A 21,507-nucleotide genomic window follows, 5' to 3' on the forward strand; every position below is an offset into this window, starting at 1 on the left:
GAGTCGGGCGGATTGGCTATCGGTAGCCAATCCGCTTTTTTTTAGCGGAACGTCCCCAAGTACCTACCCTTGTCAAAGGCAAGCTACTATCTATGCTCACCCTGCCAGGCTTTTCTTCACCAGGTACCTGCGCGAGCATGGCCGTACAGGCTGTGCCCGTTTGTAGGCTTGATCCAGCCTCCTACTGCACGATGACGTAAATAAAAAGGTAGTTTGGCTTGACAAGCACTCGTTTACCTCTCGCCTCGGTGCTTTTTGATCTCTTTTAGGCCAATCAAATAAAAATATTCATTTATTTTCTAAAATTATTTAGGGATTTCGCGTCAATCTTCTACTATACGGGTACCTAGTACTTTCACCCATAGCTCTATGGTCCTTAAACAACTTGATGACGACCGGTTGCTCGCGTTTCTTCGGGAAGGTAAAATGACGGCCTTTGAAGAAATATACCGGCGGTATTGGTACAAGTTGTATAGCCTTGCTTACCACCAAACCGGCATTCGGGAAGAAGCCGAGGAGCTGGTGCAGGAGGTATTCCTGACCTTGTGGAGCCGTCGTTCGGAGGTGCAGATACGGCACCTGGGCATGTACCTGACCTTTGCCATCAAGAATCAGGTTTATGATTATATCAAATCTCAAATCAGCTACCGAAAGTACCAGGAGTACCTCATTTTTCAGGAAATCCATCAGCACCACAGTACCGACGCCATCGTGAATTATGCCGACCTAACCGAGGCGGTAGAAAAAGTTCTGAACCGACTACCTGAGAAAAGTGCCGAAGTTTTCCGACGTAGCCGCTTCGAAAACCAGTCCGTACGGGAAATTGCCCTGGGCCTCAACCTCAGCGAAAAAGCCGTCGAATACCACATCACCAAGTCGCTCCGGTTCTTGAAAGACAATTTGAAAGAATATCATACCGACAACTAGGAAGTCAATCGCGCTCATCAAATGACACAGCAGGAATTTAACCAACTACTCAAACGCTACCTCGAAGGACAAACCACCGAGCAGGAAGATCAACTCCTGGCAGAATGGTACGCTACCCCCGCCAATCAGGTGGAGTTGTCGCTGAGCGATACGCAGAAGGGAAGTATCGAAAAGCGAATTTGGCAGGGAATTAAAACTCGAATTCGTCCAGCTAGTAGCCGTAGAACAATTCGGATGGCCTGGCTGTCGGGCCTTGCCGCTTGCCTGGTACTGGGTTTTGCCTGGCTTTATAGCCCATCCGAAATCGATCCTGAATCGCTGGTAGCTACCCTGGTGCGGGAACATGCCGGAATCGAAGTAAAAAACACCAATGCTACCGAACAGGAGGTGGCGCTACCCGATGGTACTACCGTTCTGCTGGCCCAAAATAGCAGCCTGGTGTACGGAAAGACCTTCAATCAGGCCCGTCGGGAAGTGTACCTCACTGGCGAAGCTTTTTTCAATGTGAAGCGCAACGTAACCAAGCCTTTTGTGGTGCATACCGGCGAGCTGGATACGGAGGTACTCGGGACGAGTTTCCGTATTCAGCAAAATGAAAAGGACAAAACCACGGAGGTATCGGTTCGTACGGGTAAAGTATCGGTATACGCCCGGGGCAAAAATCAGCAGCGTGAGCGGAATGGATTCATTATTACGCCCAATCAACGAGCTGTGTACGATGCCAGCACCCGCAACATCACGCCGGGCATTGTAGAGGAGCCGGTGGCGGTCTTGCCCAGCAAAAATGCCACACCGGCGCTGGTTTTTCGGGAGGCTTCCTTTGAAAAAGTGCTGGCCGAACTTACCCGGCTGTACGGGATCGAATTTGTGATTTCGAATCCTATGGTAAAAGACTGCCGCATCACCGCCGACCTGAACGCCTTATCGATGTTTACCCAGCTTGAACTGATCTGTAAATCCGTAGATGCCACCTACGAAAAAAGAGGCACCGTGGTGTTTATTAACGGAGACAGTTGCCAGTAAAAAAAAGCCGAACGTGCTGGAAACACGTTCGGCTCCAAATGAATACCCTCGACAAACGCCAATCTGTGAGAGGGTGCTGTTTCTCAATTTTTACCAATTAAAAAACAAGTAAAACTATGAAAAAACCATTACCCATTCCCAAAAAATTGTGGAAGGTTATGAAAATTACGTTTTCACAAGTGCTGCTAATCTTCCTCTGTACCAGCCTGGCCGTGGCACACAGCACCCTCGGCCAGGAAGTACTGAACCGGACGATTTCAATTCGGGGAGAAAAGCTGGAACTGAAAGAAGTGTTACATCAGATTGAAAAGGAAGCTCAGGTAAAATTTGTGTACAGCACTAAGATAAAATCCGGCCAGCAAGTGTCGCTTAATGCAACAAATCGCAGGCTTTCTGCCGTTCTGGACGAAGTACTAAAACCAATGGATGTTGACTATGAAGTAATTGGAAATAGAATTTTATTAAGAAAGAGCAAGCCCCAACCCGGCGTACCTACTGGCCTTGTTCCCCAGGAAGTAAACCAACCCGTTGACCGCACGGTAACTGGCCGCGTGACCGACGAAAATAACGCCGCTCTTCCGGGCGTAAGTGTGGTACTAAAAGGTACCCAGCGCGGCACCACCACCAACGCTGACGGGCGTTTCGACCTGCTACTTCCAGAAACGGGCTCGCCCATACTGGTGCTTAGCTTTGTGGGGTACCTGAGTCAGGAGGTACCTGTAGGCAACCAGTCCCAGCTGACCGTTACGCTCCTGGTAGACACCAAAGCCCTGGAAGAAGTGGTAGTGGTAGGATACGGTACCCAGCAGCAACGCGACGTTACCAGCGCCATTACTTCCCTAAAAGCCAAAGATTTGAGAAACCAACCCGTTACCAGCCCCGATGCCCTGCTACAGGGTAAGGCCGCCGGCGTGCAGGTAGTGCAGAATTCAGGTACCCCCGCCGGGGAGATATTTATCCGCATCCGGGGCACGGCCTCTCTACTCGGCGAAACCCGACCGCTCTATGTAGTGGACGGGGTACCGCTCAACAACTTCGGAGGTACGGTACTTGATGCCGGGGGGCAGCGCCAATCTGCCCTGGCCGACATCAACCCTAATGACATTGAGAGCATTGATATTTTGAAAGATGCAGCCGCAGCGGCCATTTATGGCGCTCGGGGCAGCAACGGTGTTGTCCTTATTACAACCAGAAGGGGCAAATCCGGAAAAGCTCGTTTCAATTTTGATGCGTATACTGGCGTACAAAGTGTCACCAAAAAACTTGATTTGCTCAGCGGCGACCAGTACGTAGAACTACTCCGGGAGTCGCTCACTAACCGGGGCCGTAATCCGCTTACTGAGTTTCCGTTTAGCGAAGTAACCCCTACCGGAACCACCACCAACTACCAGGACGAAATTTTCCGGACTGCCCCGATCAACAATTATAACTTGTCGGTAGCCGGGGGCAACGAGCGCGTCAGCACCTTCGCATCCCTTGGTTATTTCAAGCAACAGGGCACTATCATTGGTCAGGATTACCAACGCTACAACGTACGGGTAAACCTTGATTACCAGGCAACTGATCGGTTAAAAATTGGCACCAGTACACTGCTTAGCAATGCGCTGCAAAACCGCGTTGCTAACGATTATAGTGGATTTTCCATTCTGGCCAATGCCCTTACTCGAAACCCCAATCTGCCCGTGCGTAACGCGGATGGCACCTACTCGGTAGACCCCCTCAACAATGAAAATCCGGTACTGCTGGCCAACGAAATTTTGGCACAGAGCAATCAGAAGCGGGTTATCTCCAATTTGTATGCTGAGTTTTTGATTCTTAAAACCCTGAAATTTCGCACTACCCTGGGAATAGATAACCTGGACGACCGACAGGAACGGTACGTACCCAGCTTTGTTCTCTCCCGCAACGGCCGCGCCGAGGCATTGGCTGTCGATAGCGACCAATTTACCTGGGTTTCTGACAATACCCTTACCTACCAACAGCAATTCGGGGATCATGCGGTATCTTTATTGGGAGGTGTAGGTTATCAGAAATCCCAATCGAATTTCTTGCAGGCGGGCGGGCAGACGGCTGGTTCAGATATCATTAAGACCATCGCTATTGCCGACCCCTACATTCCAACGCACCGAATTTCGGAATGGGCACTGCTTTCGTACTTTGGTCGGGCTAGCTACAATTTCAAAGACAAGTACCTGGCCGATGCCAGTTTTCGAGTCGATGGCAGCAGCCGGTTTGGGGCCAACAAAAGGTATGGGGTTTTTCCGGCCCTATCGGCAGGCTGGCGCATTTCGGAAGAGCCCTTTTTGAAGGGTAGCCGCATTGTTAACGACCTGAAATTGCGGGTCGGCTATGGTGTTACGGGCAACCAGGAAGGTCTGGGCGGCGACTACCCTTCCCTGGCACTGTACGGAACGGGGCGTAACTACGACGGGAATCCTGGTATTGGACAAGCCAATATTCCAAACCCAGAGCTGGGCTGGGAGTCAACGGAAGCTACGAATCTGGGAGTGGATCTGTCTATTTTAAACAACCGAATCGGGTTTACCGCCGAAGCTTATCTGAAACGAACCAACGATCTGATATTTGAGCGGCAACTACCCTGGACGTCCGGATTTGGAGGAATCGGCAACGCTAATATAGGCTCCATGGAAAACAAGGGGTTGGAGTTTACCCTCAATACCATCAACCTGGCGGGGGCCTTCAAGTGGACTACCAACTTTAATATTTCCTTCAACCGCAACCGCATTACCTCCCTGCCCGACAACGGACGACTGGGTTCCGACTTTATCTTCAAACTACCGGACGCCTACGGGGTGGAGGGGCCATACAGTATTTATCGCGTCGGACAATCCGTTGGTAATTTTTATGGCTATCTGTACCAGGGTGTCTATGCATCCGACGCGGATGTACCCCGTATCCCTGACCCCGAAAATAGAATCACGGATTTGTACGAACGCGGAGTACGAGCGGGTGAAGCTGCTTTTTTAGATGTTAATGGAGATGGGTTCATCTCGCGCGCCGATGACCGGCTACTCATCGGGAATGCCCTGCCAAAGCATATCGGTGGTCTGACTAATGTTTTTAGCTACAATAGCCTGGAGCTAAGCGTAGTGATGAACTGGTCTTATGGAAATCAAATTTACAACATGACCCGGGCCGCCCTTACCGGTATGATCGAAGACCTGAATCAAAGTACCGAAGTACTTCGCCGGTGGAAAAGAGAAGGTGACATAACTGACGTACCCAAAGCCCTCTACGGATCATCTTCTGTCAGCGGGGCGTCCCCCACCGACGTTTCGAGCCGGTACTTGGAAGATGGGTCTTTTCTCAGGTTCCGCAATATTACTTTGGCCTACAACCTGCCCACTCCTCTTATCCAGCGCATCGGACTTACCAATCTGCGGCTGTATATCAGCGGACAAAATCTGATTACAATCACGAATTACAGCGGTTTTGATCCAGAAAGCCAGAACACCGGCGGAGGTCGTATCCCGTCGCTGGGGGTCGATTACCTGACCCAGCCGCAGGCCCGTGTTTATACGTTTGGCCTAAATGTTGGTTTTTAATTGTAAAAATTCCATTGGCGGTGGAGCCCGACTTCATTGCTACTCAATTTTACACTCATTTACACGCAAAAAAATGAAGAAATCACTATTCCGTAATAAGGCCAAGCTGCTGTTACTAGGCAGTGCACTCATGCTATCTTCCTGTGGCGAATTGCTGGAACTAGCTCCGCCAAGTTCCATTGTGGCCGAAAATTTCTGGAAAACTGCCGGGGACGCCGAAGCGGGCCTTATGAGTGCCTACAATTTCATGCAGAACTCCATGACCCAGAACTTTATCATCGTACCCCTGGTGCTGTCCGATGACTCCCGTGCCAACAGTGGTGGTAACTTTACCCGCCACGAAGGATTTGTGGCTACGTCGGTTCATGGCAATGTGCTCGACCACTGGATCGCCTTGTACCAGACAATCCATTCGGCCAACGATGTGCTGGTCAATGTTCCGAATATTTCGGATCCGGCAATACAGAAAGACAGGATCCTTGGCGAAGCGTATTTCCTGCGGGGGTGGGCCTTTTTTCAACTAACCCGCACCTGGGGTAAAGTACCCATGCCGCTGGAACCTTCCAAATCATCCGCTCAGGATTTCAATCTGAAACGCAGCGAAGTGGTAGATGTTTACGCCCAGATTACCAAGGATTTACTGGAAGCCGAAAGGTTGCTTCCGGCCACGCACACCAACAACAACCGGGCCCGGCCTGCTAAAGGGTCGGCCAGGGCATGGCTGGCAAAAGTGTACCTACAGCAACCCCAGCCTAACTACGCCCTGGCACTGGCCAAATGTGAGGAGATTATGGCAGATCCTCAGTACCGACTGGTTCCAGGAGCCAGCTTTGCTGATATCTTTGCCGTAGGCAAGCAGAATACTACGGAAACCATTTTTGAAATGTCATTTCGCCCCAATCGGTCCACCGAAGGGCACGATCTGGACAATGATACAGTTCAGTTTCCGGGGTCCAGCTTCCGGCTGCGCCCTCACCAAAAAATTATCAATGCGTTTGCAGCAAGTACCGGCGACTTGCGGGCAGCAGCCAGCCTGGGGACTTTCAATAACAACGTCTACATCCGAAAATACGAGCAAGCCCCACCGGGCACCAGTAACCGGGGTAGTCAGACCAGCAATATCGTATACCTTCGGCTGGCGGACATCATCCTGCTGCGCGCGGAGTGTCTTAATGAGCTGGGAAGAACCAACGAGGCGATTCCATACCTGAACCAAATCAGGGAGCGTGCCGGGTTGCTTCCAACTACCGCTTCCACACGGGCCGAAGTAAAGCTAGCTATTGAGAATGAACGCTTTCTGGAACTGGCCTTTGAGCCTCACCGCTGGTTTGATCTTATTCGCTGGGACAAGGCGGTAGGAACCGTCCCAAACCTGACCGAAGCCAATCGCGATCGTATTCTGTGGCCCGTACCAGCCCGGGAGCTTGACCTGAACCCCAACCTGGACCAGAACCCATCCTACTAATCAAGAATCCTGGCGGGCCGGTGGTTCGCCAGGATTCTACTTTTTTAACCTACCTATGACCAACCGAAGATACTTTTTAAAGAAGGCCAGCCTGTTTGGCATGGCCTCCCTGGCCGCTCCCGGACTGACTAAACCTGGCCCGCGGGAAGTGCCTGCCGATATTAAAATAAAAGATGTAAAAGGCCTGCTGTTTCAGGATGGCTACGACCGGGGTGTATACGTACGTATCGAAGCTACTGACGGCACTGTGGGCTGGGGCGAAAGCAGTGCCAACGGCATCCGGGCCGTCCAGACTATCATCAATGATCTGTTGGCCCGCGAGGTGGTAGGAAAGAGCCCATTTGATACCGAGCAACTCTGGGAAAACATGTTCTGGAAAAATGTGGATCTGGGCTCGGGAGGCATCCTGACCTATGCCATTGCGGGCGTTGACTGCGCCCTGTGGGACCTGAAAGCCAAGCTGCTGGGCGTGCCCGTTTACAAGATGATCGGGGGAAAGTTCAGAGACAGCGTGCCAGCCTACGCAGGGTTCGGAATTAAAGGCGGAGCCATCCCGGTGGATGAAGCCGTGAAGCAAGCCGTTAAACTGGGCGAAAAAGGATTCAAAACCGTGAAGATCAGGGCACAGATCCGGGAATACAACATCAATCCCAAAGATGATCCCAGCCTGAAATACTATACCGCCATGCGTAAGGAACTGCCCGACAGCGTGGATCTTTTCCTAGACCCTAACGAAGGCTACACAGGCTACCGGGCCATTGAGATTGGCAAAGCCCTGCAGGATATGGGCATGAAGTATTACGAAAGTCCCTGCCCCAACGAAAACCTCGAAGACCTCGCCACGGTAGTTGATGCACTCACGATTCCTGTGATGGCGGGTGAGAAATGCTACACCCGCTGGATGGTGAAAGACCTGATTGAAAAAGGGAAACCCGATATGATCAACACCGACTTCATAAAATCGGGCGGTATTACCGAAGGGCTTAAAATCTGCCACATTGCCGGGTTACACCATAAACAGGTGGTACCGCACAATACCAAACCCATGCAGGGCAGTGCGGCTACCATGCAGTTGCTGGCCAGTATCCCTAACTGTGGCCCCATGGTAGAGTACATTGAGGCCGACCGATACGCGACTATTTGTTCGATTTTTGATCAGGGTATTGAATTCAAGGAGGGGAATATGATGCTTCCTAAAGAAAACGGCCTTGGGTTAGTTATTAATGAAAAAAGAGCAAAAGCGCTCTTTAAGTACTAGGACTTATGGGTGAGCTCTAGTATAATCCCTGATCTTCATAATTTTCTTTTTCCCTAAGGATAAATCTTTTGCCTGTGTTTTCCTGCTTTCGTAGGTACAGAAACCCCATTTATAACCCTAAAATACAAGAACTTCTACCCTTGTGGCACCAGGGGGTTGATTTTTCATGGTCTCTCTGATCGGCGGAGTCGGCCTGAATCTCGCTGGATTGCAAGGCAGCAACGGTCGTTTCCATGTTTGGCTCGGCCATTTAGGTCTTATGATAGCCACCGTATTAGTATCGGAGCTAAAATTTCTTAGATAGAATCCGGGATACGAAAGGTAAATCAGACGCTAAAAAAATAAAACTACCCGGAGCTAACAGCATTCAAGCCTCTACCGTTTTGGCAGCCTGGCCCAAACGGTAGAGGCTTGCTTCGGGCGTTGCAGGTGTCGGAGATTGGCCGCAAAGACGGTAAGTACCTGGCCCCTCATACCTCCAAAACCAAGCCATCGGTCGGCCCGTTTCGGCAACTTGCAGCACTGTCCCAAAATTTGTACGGCCTTCAGGACTTTGTGTAAAATCCTAACGTAAAAAGTCCCTAACTGGTAGCCTCTGGATAACAAGGAGGAAAAATGGCTAGTCCTGCTACGCCGGGGCTAGGTATTCAATACGATAGACGGGAGCTAAAATCTGGCAGAAGAATAGGATAACCGCTGAAATTAGTCCTTCCGACGCTCAAACTCCTTACTTTAAAAGTAGCGCCCTCTTTTTTTAAATTCAATGTTACCCCTACATTATTATTAATTTAACAATAAGCTGCATCTTTTACATAAAATTTGTATTAGCGTTGCTAATTTTTTAAAATTGTTAAGAGCTAATCTCAAAAATAGTCCAATTGGTTACTCAATCAATTGGACTATTAATTACTAGTCTGCACACCAGCTCTTTTTTAGAAAAACCAGCTTGTAAAGTCTATTTTCATAGTTATATAAGCTCCACACCTACCCCCTACTTTTATCTACTTTACTATTGCGTTCTTATAGTGTATTTATACTATATATTTCTAATAGCGTATCACTTTAATTTGATCATTGCAATATGGCATTCGCTACTGAAAAGGAGAGGTTGATCCGGGTTTCGGAGGGAGATCAAGAAGCGTTTTCTGAACTATACCTACACTATAAGCCCCTTCTGTTTCGATTTGTGATTAAAATCCTGAAATCGGAAGAATTGGCCCACGATACCTGCCAGGAAGTATTTATCAAGATTTGGGAGGAGCCATCCAAACTAGTAGAAATTCACTCCTTCAAGTACTATCTACTCACTATGGGCAAGAACCATAGCCTCAACCTACTACACAAGATAAGTACCGAGGAACGTAGCTTGTCCCAGCTGGTAAAACACATCAGCGAGCAACGGAACGAGGCCGAAGATCAAATACAAAGCGCAGAATACCAGAAATTTATCCAAAGCCATCTGGCTTCATTACCGCCCCAAAGCCGCCAGGTCTTTCAGCTGTGTCGGCAGCAGGGGCTTTCCTACGGCGAAGCCGCCCGCATCCTGGGGCTGTCGGCGCACAGCATTAAGAAGCACATGGTAAAGTCCATGCGGATCTTTAAAGTAGCCATGGAACGAGAGCTGGGGATAACCATCTCCTTCTGCCTGAGCGTGGTATTTCGCTTCGCTGTTTTTTCCTGATAAGGGGGTACTTTGGGGTATTATTTTGCCGAATACTATCATTTTTCAAACTATTTATACTTTTAGCCCAAATACAAGGTACCCTACCCTGCCGCATAAACTGTCTTTAGGAATGTAAGAGGAAAAATAGAAGAATGGGCGATCCGAAACATGTAAAAAAGCTAGTAGATCGCTACATTCAAAACCAGGCTACTGATCAGGAGCTATCCGTCTTTTTTTCGCTTTTAAAGCAAGGAAGATTACATAAGGTAGTAGACCAGTACCTGGATGAAGAAATAACCCAGGCAAGTACCCGTTCTCGCTTTTATAAAATACTAAATACCTGTACACGATTAGAATTAAAAATAGCCGCTTCGGTGTCTGTTTTGGTGATGATTGGACTAGTAGTATATTCTACTTTTCCGTTTCAAATCGCGTGGTTTTCTTCGGCACACTATGTACAAATTCGTACCGGTGATCGTGAAATAAAGAGTATAAAACTGGTGGATGGTACCCTCGTACAGCTCAACCGAAATAGCACTTTGCAGTATCCCAACGAATGGACCGGAGCACAACGTGACGTGAAACTCCTGCAAGGGGAGGCTTTTTTTGAAGTAAAAAGTGACAGCCTGCGCCGGTTTGTGGTCCGTACGCCGGGCGGTCTGGCTGTAGAGGTACTAGGTACGGCCTTCAACGTAGTGCAGCGGCCCGAGCGGACGTCCGTTTTTTTGCAAAAGGGGAAGATTTTACTTCGCCAGCAGCAGCAAACTTGGGAAATGACACCCGGCGAATGGGCCGAATTTGAAACGCGTCGAAAAACCATACGGATACAAGCGGCCGACGATGACCTGTGGCTGGCCTGGCTCAACGATCTTTTTGTGTTTGATGACGTACCCCTGGACGAAATTGCCCGCATTATGGAAGATTACTACGCCGTCCGAATTGATATTACCAATCCCTCGCTGGCCCGACAGCGATTTACGGGTAAAGTACCTCGGCAGAATATTCATCTGGTTATGAATGTACTAGCCAAGACCATGAATGTAAAGGTACTTTGGAAAAACGGGAAGTTCACGATGCAGCCGCACGAGTAAACATACGCATTCATTAACCGTAATACTTACATTTTATGAGAACACTACTACGTAGAAGGGGGGCCTGGCTCCTGCTTTCCCTGGTCGCGGTGTGGCATCCGGCCGCGCACGGGCAGGAACTTTGGGCTCGGCATAATACACGCACCGAAACTACTTCCGAACACGCGGCGCAGCCGCAACGGAAGCTCCTCACTGATCTTTTGAAGGATTTGGAAAAACAGTATAAGGTACATTTTGCTTACCAAAAAAAGAATCTGGAAGGAAAACGTATAGAAGTACCGGTAGAAAGAAACCAAGGCATCGAGGCTCGGCTGAAAGAAATTCTCCCGCCGCTAAATTTGACCTTTGAAAAGGTAGAGAAAACCTACATCATCAAGGAGAAAAGCAGCGCTCCGGCACCCGAAACGGGCTTGAAGGAAGGGACTACCAAACCGGAGGTCGCGGAGCTGGTGGTGAAGGGGAGAGTAACCGCCAAGGAAGACGGCGCGGGTCTGCCCGGCGTCAACGTGATCCTGAAAGGAACGCAGGTAGGTACCAGTACCGACGCCGAGGGGAAGTACGCCATCACCGTCCCCGACCGCGAAAGTGTGCTGATCTTCTCGTTCATTGGCTACAATACGCAGGAAATCCAGGTACTTGACCAGAGCACCATCAACATAGAGCTCGCCACCGACACCAAGCAGCTCAGTGAGGTGATTGTGACGGCCCTGGGTTTCCGCGAAAACAAAGACAAGCTCGGCTCTACTTCTTCCACCATCAAGGCCGACGACATCGTGCGCTCCGGCGAGACGGGCGTCATCAACGGCCTGTCCGGGCGGGCTGCCGGGGTGCAGATCTCCCGCTCCACGGGCGACCCCGGCGCGGGCTCCAACATCCAGATCCGCGGGCAAAGTACCATTACGGGCTCCAACCAGCCACTGATCATCATCGACGGCATCCCGATGAGCAACAACACCATTGGCGACGCCCGAAGCGGCGTGGCCCAGCAGTCGCGCCTCAACGACATCAACCCCGAGGACATCGCCTCGGTGCAGGTACTTAAGGGCGCCTCGGCGGCGGGACTGTGGGGATCACGCGCGGCCAACGGGGTGATTGTGATTACTACCAAAAAAGGAGCGGACGACAGCAAAATGAACATCAGCTATTCCTCGACCGTTTCCTTTGACAAGGTGAACGTTTTGCATCCGCTTCAGGATGGCTACGGCCAGGGCTTCAACGGCATTTTTAACGCTACCTCGCAGTACTCCTGGGGCGACAAAATCGCTAACCGCTCGGGGGCCGAAGATGCTCTCAACATGAATGGGGCACGCTTTGAAGCCTACAACGGCAAAACGTTTTACCCCATCCTTACCAAAAATTCGCAGGAAGTATACCACGACGCCCGCCGCGATGCCGTGTTTCGGACGGGTACTTACTTCGACAACAACGTGAGCCTGAGTGGCGGCAACGACAAGGGAAACTTCTACCTGAGCCTGGGCAACCTCGACCAAAAGGGGATCTTCAACGGCCAGAGCGACTACAAGCGCAGCTCGGTACGTTTCAACACCACGCGCCAGTTCAACGACCTGGTCCGGGCTTCTACCAATGCCAACTACATCCGGACGTCGTCGAACCGGATTCAGAAAGGGGACAACACCAGCGGGCTCTACCTCGGGATGCTGCGCTCCGCCCCCGACTTCGACAGCCGCTACTGGATCGGCTCCTACTACGCCTCGCCCACGGCTTCGGCCGTGACCAACCGCCAGCGCTCCTACCGCAACTACCTGGGGGCCTCGGCCAATCCCAGCTACAACGATCCGCTCTGGACCATCAACGAGCTCACCAACCTCACGGAAGTGGAACGTTTTATTGTGAGCTCGGAGCTGGTACTTAGCCCCGTCAACTGGTTTAACCTCACGGCCCGCGGGGGGATCGACACCTACACCGACCGCCGCGTGACGAATAACCCCGTGTCGTCGGTGGTGAACTCCGGCGCGGGGCAGTACGAGCAGCAGATGATCAAGGAAACCGAAACCAACCTGGACATCATCGGACGCGGTATGAAAGATTTTGGGGCCAATGTTACAAGTACCCTGATCGTCGGCTTCAACGTCAACGACCGGACCTACCACAGCCTGGGGGGCATCATGAACAACTTCATTCTGGAAGAAGCCCCGCAGAATTTTACCAACTCCATTAACGCCAACAACTACCCCTACAACCGGGAAACCCACCGGCGCATGGCCCGGCTCTACTCGACGCTCAACCTGGGTTTCTACGACCAGCTGTACGTCAATCTATCGGCGGCGGGCGAGGCCGGCTCTACCTTTGGCAGCGAGTCCAAGTCGACCTTCTACTACCCTTCGGCCGACGTAGCCTGGCAGTTTAGCCAGCTGCCGGTTTTTACGGGCTCGGCGTTGTCGTTTGGGAAACTACGGGCCTCCTACGGCATCGTGGGTATCCAGCCCGAAGCCTACCGCAACACCACGCCCTACGTCACAGCCTCCTTTGGCAGCTGGGCTACCAACCTCACCGGCTCGGGCTACGGCGGTGCCTACGTAGAAAGTACCACCCAGGGCGACCCTTACCTGAAGCCCGAGCGCAAAACCGAATGGGAGCTCGGCACCGACCTGCGCCTGCTGAACAACAAACTGTCGGCGGGCTTTACCTACTACCAAAACCGGATCGTGGACCTGCTCCTGCAAGTGTCGGCGGCGGGCTCGACGGGTTTCAGCCAGAAGTACACCAACGCCGGTACCATGGAAAACAAAGGTATGGAGCTGGATTTGAACTACAACCTTCTCCAAAAGAACAACTGGCGCTGGAACCTCTTTGCCAACTGGAGCCGCAACCGCAACCGGGTTATCGACCTGGGCGGTACCGAAATCGTGACCTTCACGGGTGGGGCACTCAGTACCGTAGCCAGCGTAGGGTACCCGCTCTCGTCTTTCTACGGCGGCGTGTATAAGCGCAACCCGGACGGCAGTAAGGTACTTACCGAACGGGGCTTCCCCATCCTGGACACCCAGCTGCAGATCATCGGCGACCCCAACCCCAGCTGGCGGAGCGGCTTTGGTACCAACCTGGCCTACAAGAATATTTCGTTCAACCTGCTCTTTGAGACCCTCCAGGGCGGCGATTTCTACGAAGGTACCCGCGGCGTACTGGTCAACTTCGGTACCTACGGCGACGTGGGCCATGAGGTAACCCTCAGCCAGGACATGTACACCTACGCCGGTCAGCTCATTCCGGCGGGAAGTACCGTGCGCGGCAACGTGGCCGACTACGGCGGGGGCCCCGTGCTGCTGGAGCAGTCGTTCTACACCTCCATCGGCGGGCACTCCGGGCAGTTGGCCGAGCAGTTTGTGCGGGACGGAAGCTGGACCCGCGTCCGGGAGATCTCACTAGGCTACAGCCTCAACTCAAGTACCTTCCGCCAAAAAACGAAGCTGCAGTCCATCGACTTCACCATCACGGGACGTAACCCGTTTCTGTGGACGAAGATCGTCGGCATTGATCCCGATAGCAACGTGTCGGGCGTAGGCAACGCCCGCGGCGTGGATTATTTCAACAACCCCAATACCAAGTCGCTGGTCTTCAGCCTGCGCATCAACTACTAATTTTCTAATTGATCTACCATGAGAAAACTATATAAGCCCGCCCTGGCGCTACTGCTGAGCCTATCGCTGAGCGCCTGCGAGCGCATCGTGGACGGCCTCAACACCGACCCCAACAACGCCACCGACGCCCCCGCCCGTTACCTCTTTACGGGTACCCAAATCGCCAACATGGCCGCGCAGGAAGGCCTGGCTAGCCGCCTGGCAATCGTCTGGACCGGCTACGGCAAGGGTACTTTTCAGCAGCTAGGTACCTGGTACCTCTACCAGATCACGGCCAATAACTTCGACGACGACTGGAATATTTTCTTTACGGGGGTGAATAAAAATGCCCTCCTGACCATTCAGAAAGCCGAGGAACTCGGCAACCGCAAAATGGCGGGGATCACCAAGATTATCCAGGTCAATGCGCTGGGTACGGCCACGGAACTCTGGGGCGACATCCCTTTTGAAGAAGCGGGCCAAAGCGAAAAGTACCCCAACCCGCGTTTTGAGACGCAGGCCGAGCTCATTCCCAAGCTCGTCGCCCGCCTGGACGAGGCCATCGCCGACCTGGACGCGGGCGTAGGAACCGTAGGGGCCGAAGACGTCCATTTGGCCGGTGACGCCACCAAGTGGAAACAGGTGGCCTTCACCCTCAAAGCCCGACTACTGATGGATATAAAGCAATACGACGCGGCCTTTACCGCCGCCAGCTCCGGCGTAAGTACCTTTGCCAATTCGCTCTACTCGCCGCACGGTACTACGGCCAGCAACAACGAAAACGCCAATTTCAGCTTCCTGACCAACGTGCGGGCGGGTAGTATCACCGGCGAGGATTCCTACAATACCTTCATTCTGAACCCGGCCAACGCCCGCTACCGGGGCAACGCCAAAACCAACGAAACGGCGCGGTTCAAGTTTTACTACCTCGAAAACGGCGTGAACGCACCGGGCGTCATCGAGCCCAACACCTCCACCACCGCTACCGCGCGGGGCTTCTTTGCGCGTGATGCCAGCTTCCCGCTCGTGACCTACCAGGAGAACATCCTCACGCTGGCCGAAACGGCCCTGCGCACCGGCAAAGGCTTTGAGACCGCGCTGGGGTACCTGAACACCTACCGCAACTTCCTGAACGGCGGCGGGTACCTGCACGCCACCTACAAAGTGGCCGGCACCTACCAGTACCTGCCCTACGAAGCCGCCGACTTCGCCGCCGGGGGCATGGAGAATAAGGACGGGATCACGCCTAACGACGCCCTGCTGCGCGAAATCCTGGAAGAGCGCTACGTGACTTTCTACGGGCAGCATACCGGCTGGAACGACGAGCGCCGTACCCGCAAGGAAAGCGTGGGCGTAAAGCTCGCGCCCAACAACGGCAGCCAGTTGCCCTGGCGCTTTATTTATTCGCAAAACGAGCTAAATTCCAACGCCAACAGCCCCAACCCGGTACCGGGCCTGTTCGACTCAATAGCGATTTACCAATAAAGTACCCCAGGCTGGCCGGGAGGTACCTGGGGGTACTTTTCGGCCAGCCCGTATTTTTGAAAGTACCTTTAAGGTACCTTTTCTTGCTCCATTTTTTGGTTTCACGGATGCTCAAGCAAACGTTCATTTTTATACAAACAATGAAAACCTTCTCTACGCTCGTTTGCCTCACCTTGCTCTGTTTTCGGCTCGAGGCGCAGTCGTTTTCGTCCCAGGAAATCAGCGCGCTGAAAAAGCAGGCCCGGCAAGTCACTATTGTGAAAGACAAGTGGGGGATACCGCACGTGTACGCCAAAACGGACGCGGGCGCGGTGTTCGGGATGATGTACGTGCAGTGCGAGGAATTTTTCGAGAAAGTAGAAAGTACCCTCATCAGCAGGCTGGGCCGCCAGGCCGAAGTAGAAGGCGAAGCAGCGCTCTACAAGGACCTCTGGACCCGCATGTACATCGACTCCAGCAAGGCCATTGGCCTGTACGAGCAGTCGCCGCGCTGGCTACAAAAGCTGTGCGACGCCTACGCCGATGGCATCAATTTTTACATGATCTCCCATCCCGAGAAAAAGCCCAAGCTCATTCAGCGGGTGCAGCCCTGGATGGTCCTGATGAACAACGTCCCGGCCCTGGCGGGCAGCAACATCGACGAAGACGAATTTGTGAAGTTTTACGGCAAAGACGCCCGGCTCTCCCTCTCCTACCGCCCAGGGTACCTGGCCGAAGACCCGCGCGAGCCCGCCGGGTCCAACGGCTGGGCGCTGAGCCCCGCGCGCACCCAAAGCAAAAACGCCATGCTGCTCATCAACCCGCACTCGGAGTTTTACGGGCGCATCGAGATTCAGGTCGTGAGCAAGCAGGGCCTCAACGCCTACGGCGCGCCTTTTCTGGGGCAGTTCAATATCTTCCAGGGCTTCAATGAATATTGCGGCTGGATGCACCCGGTGTCACTTTCCGACGCCAAGGACCTCTACACCGAGCAGGTCGAGCAGCAGGATGGCCGGTACTTTTACCGTTACAACGGCAGCCTGCGCCCCGTGGATAGTACCCGCATTACGCTACAATACAAAAAAGGAAACGAATTACTTAGCAAAACCTTCACCACCTACCGCACGCACCACGGCCCGGTGGTGTCGGCCTACGATAAAAAATGGATTACGCTCAAAACCCTCGACGACCCGAACATCGACCTGCTGGCCATGCACTGGCAGAAAATGAAGGCCCGCAACCTGAAGGAATTCAAGGCCTCGATGGATACGCGCGTCATGACCGGCAGTAACGTCATCTACGCCGACCGCGCCGGGAACATTGGCTACTGGCACGGCAACTTCGTGCCGCAGAAAGATCCGGCACTCGACTGGAAACGGGCCGTGGATGGCAGCACCGACGCCACCGAGTGGAAAGGTACCTACGCGCTCGACGACCTGCCGCACTACCTCAACCCCGCCAACGGCTGGCTCCAAAACTGCAACTCCACCATTCTGTACGGCACGGGTACCTTTGACTCCACCATGTACCGCACCAAGCCTACCTACATGCTGCCCGACGGGCAAACGCCCCGGGCCGACGGAGCCATCCGGGTGCTTTCCCAACTTCAGAACGCCACCCTCGACGACGTCATTGCGGCCGCGCACGATAAGTACCTGGCTGGTGGCGAACGCCACGTACCCGCACTGCTGGCCGCCTACGCAGCCCTGCCGTCGCCCTCCACCCATCTGGCCGGTCCCATCCAGACTCTCCGCGCCTGGAACTACCAAACCGACACCGGCTCGGTAGCTACCACGCTGGCTACGCTTTGGGTCGAAAAGATGATCCCGCTCAACCTGGCTCGCCTGCAAAAGCCCTACACCAACGAGGAGCGCTACTCCATTACCAACGGCGCGAAGCTAACCGTCGATTTTGTAACCCCCGAAAAACAGGTCGAGACCCTGGCGCAGGTCGTGGCGGAGCTGGAGAAAAACTTCGGTACCTGGCAGGTACCTTGGGGGCAACTCAACCGCTTCCAGCGCCCGGCCGAGGGCGAGCCGTTTAGCGACGACAAACCCAGCTGGGGGCTGCCCGCCACGCCGGGCTTTATGGGCTCGCTCAACGCCTACGTGAGCCGCCCTGCCCCCGGTACCCACCGGCGCTACGGAGCCACGGGCAACACCTTCGTGGCCGTGGTGGATTTTGGCAAAAAGCTACGGGGCAAGTCCATCCTGACCGGCGGTGCCAGCACCGACCCGGCCTCGCCCCACTTTACCGACCAGGTCGAGGGCTACATTCAGGGTACTTACAAAGACATTTTATTCTATAAAAAAGACGTCCTGAGAAACGCCGAGAAAACCTATCATCCGGGCGACTAATCAACGCCAAGTACCCTACCAAAGGTACCTAAAGAGGTACTTCGCGTATTGATTCTTTCTTACCAAAAAGAGCTAACTATGAACCGAAGAGACTTTGTGCGCCTGTCGGGCGTGGGCCTGGGAGCTGCGATGCTTCCCGACACCTGGGCTGCCGGGAAGCCGGTACCCGCCGCCGAGCTGCTGAACCCCGGCCTCGACCCCGCCGCCAAGAAAATCCTGGCCGACGTAGCCCTCAACACCGCCAAAAGCCGGGGTGCCACCTACGCCGACGTACGGATTGGCAGGTACCTGCGGCAGTACTTTTTCACGCGCGAAACCAAGGTCGAAAACATCGTCAACTCGGAGTCGTACGGCGTGGGGATTCGGGTCATTGCCGATGGTACCTGGGGCTTTGCCGCCACCAACCAGGTGACGAAGGAAGGCATCGCCCGCTGCGCCGAACGGGCCGTGGCCCTTGCCAAGGCCAACGCCGAGATCCAGACCGAGCCCGTAGTACTGGCCCCGCAGAAGGGCGTGGGCGTAGTGAGTTGGAAAACGCCCATTCAAAAAAATGCCTTTGAAATTCCGGTCAAAGAGAAGGTCGACCTGCTCATGAAAGTAAATAATAGTGCCCTGCAAAACGGGGCCGCTTTCGTCACCTCCAACCTCTTCTTCGTCAACGAACAGAAGTACTTTGCCTCCTCCGACGGCTCCTACATCGACCAAGACATCCACCGCCTCTGGCCTACCTTCACGGTGACGGCCATCGACAAAGCCGCCGGGCGGTTCAAGTCGCGCGATGCCCTGAGTGCGCCCATCGGCATGGGCTACGAGTACCTCGACGGCCTGGCTTCCGAAAAGCACTCGGTGATGGGGTATCCTACCGTGTACCGCTACTCCTACGACATGGTCGAAGACGCCATCCTGGCCGCCAAACAAGCCAAAGACAAACTCAAGGCGCGCTCGGTACCGGCGGGCAAGTACGACATGATCCTGGACCCCTCCAACCTGGGCCTGACCATCCACGAGTCGGTGGGCCACCCGCTGGAGCTCGACCGCGTGCTGGGCTACGAGGCCAACCTGGCCGGTACCAGCTTTGCGACCCTCGACAAGTGGCGTTCCAAAAACTTTCAGTACGGCAGCAACATGGTCAACTTCGTGGCCGACAAAACCCAGCCCCACACCATGGCCGCCGTGGGCTTCGACGACGAAGGGGTACCTTGCAAGGAGTGGAATTTGGTCAAAGACGGCATCCTGGTCAACTACCAGGCCACGCGCGACCAGGTCCATATTCTGGGCGAAACGGCCTCGCACGGTTGTAGCTTTGCCGACAGCTGGGACTCGGTACAATTTCAGCGGATGCCCAACGTATCGCTGCGGCCCAGTCCCGACAAGTACAGCATCACCGACATGATCCGGGACGTCGAGAAGGGGATCTACATCCTGGGGCGGGGCTCCTCGTCCATTGACCAGCAGCGCTACAACTTCCAGTTCAGCGGGCAGCTTTTTTACGAGATCAAAAACGGCGAGATCGTGGGAATGCTCGACGACGTGGCCTACCAGTCCAATACCCAGGAGTTCTGGAATTCCTGCGCCCGCATCTGCGACCAGGACGACTACCGGCTCTTTGGTACGTTTTTCGACGGCAAGGGGCAACCCGGCCAGGCCAGCGCCGTGTCGCACGGCTGCCCCACCACCCGTTTTAATGGCGTGAATGTGATTAATACAGGACGAAAAATCTGAGCATACGATGGTGATCTTAACCCCGGACGAAGCCAAAAAAATCATCGACAAAGTACTTTCGTACTCGCAGGCCGACGAGCTGAGCGTGGAGCTAACCGGCAGCCGCACGGGCAACATCCGCTTTGCCCGCAACACCGTCTCCACGAGCGGCGAAACCGAAAATCTTTCGCTCTCAGTCACGGCTATTTTTGGTAAAAAAATCGGTACCGCTACGGTCAATGAGCTGGACGACGCCTCACTCGAAAAAACCGTACGCCGGGCGGAGGAAGTAGCCCGCCTAGCCCCCGACAACCCCGAGTACCTTCCCCTGCTGGGCCCGCAAAAGTACCTAGAAAGCCAGGGGTACCTGGACACCACCGCCCGCCTGGAGGCCCGGCAACGGGCCCGGTTGGCCGTCGAGAGCATTCGTCCTTCGCGCGAAAAGAAGCTGTCGGCGGCAGGCTACCAGGAAGACTCCGCCGGGTTCCAGGCCATCGGCAACAGCCGGGGGCTCTTTGGCTACTATCCCAGTACCTCGGTCAATTTCTCGGTGACGATCCGGACCGACGACGGCACCGGCTCGGGCTACGCCGCGGCCGACTACAACGACGTAGCCCAGCTCAATACCCGCGCCGCCACGGAGGTGGCCATTCAGAAAGCGCTGGCCTCCCAAAACGCCCGGGCTATGGAACCCGGCAAATACACGGTCATTCTGGAACCGATGGCCGCCGGAGAATTAGTGCAGTTTATGGTGCGCGCCATGGACGCCCGCAACGCCGACGAAGGCCGGAGCTTTCTGAGCAAAAAGGGCGGAGGTACCCGGCTGGGCGAAAAGCTGCTCGACGAACGGGTCACGATTTACTCCGACCCGCAAGACCCTGACATCCCCGCTTCGCCCTTCAGCTCCGACGGCCTGCCGCAACAGAAGGTAGTCTGGTTCGACAAGGGCGTGGTTAAAAATGTATCCTGCTCGCGCTACTGGGCCGCGCAGAAGGGCCTGGCGCCCCTACCCCAGCCCAGCGGCTTTCGGATGGACGGCGGCGATGCCTCCCTGGCCGAGCTCATCAAAAGTACCGAGCGGGGCATCCTCGTCACGCGCTTCTGGTACACCCGCTGGCTCGACCCGCAGACGCTGCTCTACACGGGCCTCACCCGCGATGGTACCTTTTACATCGAAAACGGGCAGATCAAGTACCCCGTCAAGAACTTCCGCTTCAACGAAAGTCCGGTGATTATGCTCAACAACCTGGAGGCGATCGGGAAGCCCGTACGGACGCGCGGCAGCATGGTACCTCCGCTAAAAATTCGGGATTTTACCTTTTCCAGCCTTTCGGATGCGGTATAGATCGCGTATTTTGTGGAAAAATTCGTTTTACACGTATTTTTTTTACCAACCATAACTCTTTTTTTCTCC

The 21,507-nt window shown here is 54.0% G+C and carries 12 protein-coding genes; all 12 read left to right on the plus strand.

Annotated features, from left to right (window positions below; all coding sequences use genetic code 11):
• Positions 1–369 precede the first annotated feature (369 nt).
• The 12 genes from HNQ92_RS13300 (at position 370) to HNQ92_RS13355 (ending at position 21,438) form a co-directional block, all read left to right on the plus strand.
• Complete coding sequence (locus tag HNQ92_RS13300) at positions 370–927, plus strand: RNA polymerase sigma factor (protein ID WP_184174499.1); 558 nt, start codon at positions 370–372, stop codon at positions 925–927.
• Positions 928–948: 21 nt separating this feature from the next.
• Positions 949–1,950, plus strand: a complete 1,002-nt coding sequence (locus HNQ92_RS13305) for a FecR family protein (protein ID WP_184174500.1) — start codon at positions 949–951, stop codon at positions 1,948–1,950.
• A gap of 116 nt (positions 1,951–2,066) precedes the next feature.
• Positions 2,067–5,516 carry a TonB-dependent receptor gene (locus HNQ92_RS13310; RefSeq protein WP_246440077.1) on the plus strand — a complete coding sequence of 1,150 codons (3,450 nt, stop codon included), beginning with the start codon at positions 2,067–2,069 and terminating at the stop codon, positions 5,514–5,516.
• 73 nt (positions 5,517–5,589) lie between these two features.
• Positions 5,590–6,981, plus strand: coding sequence for a RagB/SusD family nutrient uptake outer membrane protein (locus HNQ92_RS13315; protein ID WP_184174501.1), 1,392 nt, complete (start codon positions 5,590–5,592; stop codon positions 6,979–6,981).
• A gap of 55 nt (positions 6,982–7,036) precedes the next feature.
• The gene (locus tag HNQ92_RS13320; RefSeq protein ID WP_184174502.1) at positions 7,037–8,239 is read left to right on the plus strand and encodes a mandelate racemase/muconate lactonizing enzyme family protein; all 1,203 of its coding nucleotides are present in this window, start codon (positions 7,037–7,039) and stop codon (positions 8,237–8,239) included.
• 1,081 nt (positions 8,240–9,320) lie between these two features.
• The gene (locus HNQ92_RS13325) at positions 9,321–9,920 is read left to right on the plus strand and encodes an RNA polymerase sigma factor (protein ID WP_184174503.1); all 600 of its coding nucleotides are present in this window, start codon (positions 9,321–9,323) and stop codon (positions 9,918–9,920) included.
• 371 nt (positions 9,921–10,291) lie between these two features.
• On the plus strand, positions 10,292–10,993 hold the full coding sequence (locus HNQ92_RS13330; RefSeq protein ID WP_246440145.1) for a FecR family protein: 702 nt from the start codon (positions 10,292–10,294) through the stop codon (positions 10,991–10,993).
• Positions 10,994–11,028: 35 nt separating this feature from the next.
• Entirely contained in the window at positions 11,029–14,592 is a 3,564-nt protein-coding gene (locus HNQ92_RS13335) for a SusC/RagA family TonB-linked outer membrane protein (RefSeq protein ID WP_184174505.1), read from the plus strand.
• A gap of 18 nt (positions 14,593–14,610) precedes the next feature.
• Positions 14,611–16,056, plus strand: a complete 1,446-nt coding sequence (locus tag HNQ92_RS13340) for a SusD/RagB family nutrient-binding outer membrane lipoprotein (protein ID WP_184174506.1) — start codon at positions 14,611–14,613, stop codon at positions 16,054–16,056.
• 140 nt (positions 16,057–16,196) lie between these two features.
• The gene (locus HNQ92_RS13345; RefSeq protein WP_184174507.1) at positions 16,197–18,392 is read left to right on the plus strand and encodes a penicillin acylase family protein; all 2,196 of its coding nucleotides are present in this window, start codon (positions 16,197–16,199) and stop codon (positions 18,390–18,392) included.
• 78 nt (positions 18,393–18,470) lie between these two features.
• Positions 18,471–20,114 carry a TldD/PmbA family protein gene (locus tag HNQ92_RS13350; RefSeq protein WP_184174508.1) on the plus strand — a complete coding sequence of 548 codons (1,644 nt, stop codon included), beginning with the start codon at positions 18,471–18,473 and terminating at the stop codon, positions 20,112–20,114.
• A 7-nt stretch (positions 20,115–20,121) separates the two neighbouring features.
• Complete coding sequence (locus HNQ92_RS13355) at positions 20,122–21,438, plus strand: TldD/PmbA family protein (protein ID WP_184174509.1); 1,317 nt, start codon at positions 20,122–20,124, stop codon at positions 21,436–21,438.
• Positions 21,439–21,507 lie beyond the last annotated feature (69 nt).

It is taken from the genome of Rhabdobacter roseus (genome assembly GCF_014202275.1).
GTDB classification, from domain to species: domain Bacteria; phylum Bacteroidota; class Bacteroidia; order Cytophagales; family Spirosomataceae; genus Rhabdobacter; species Rhabdobacter roseus.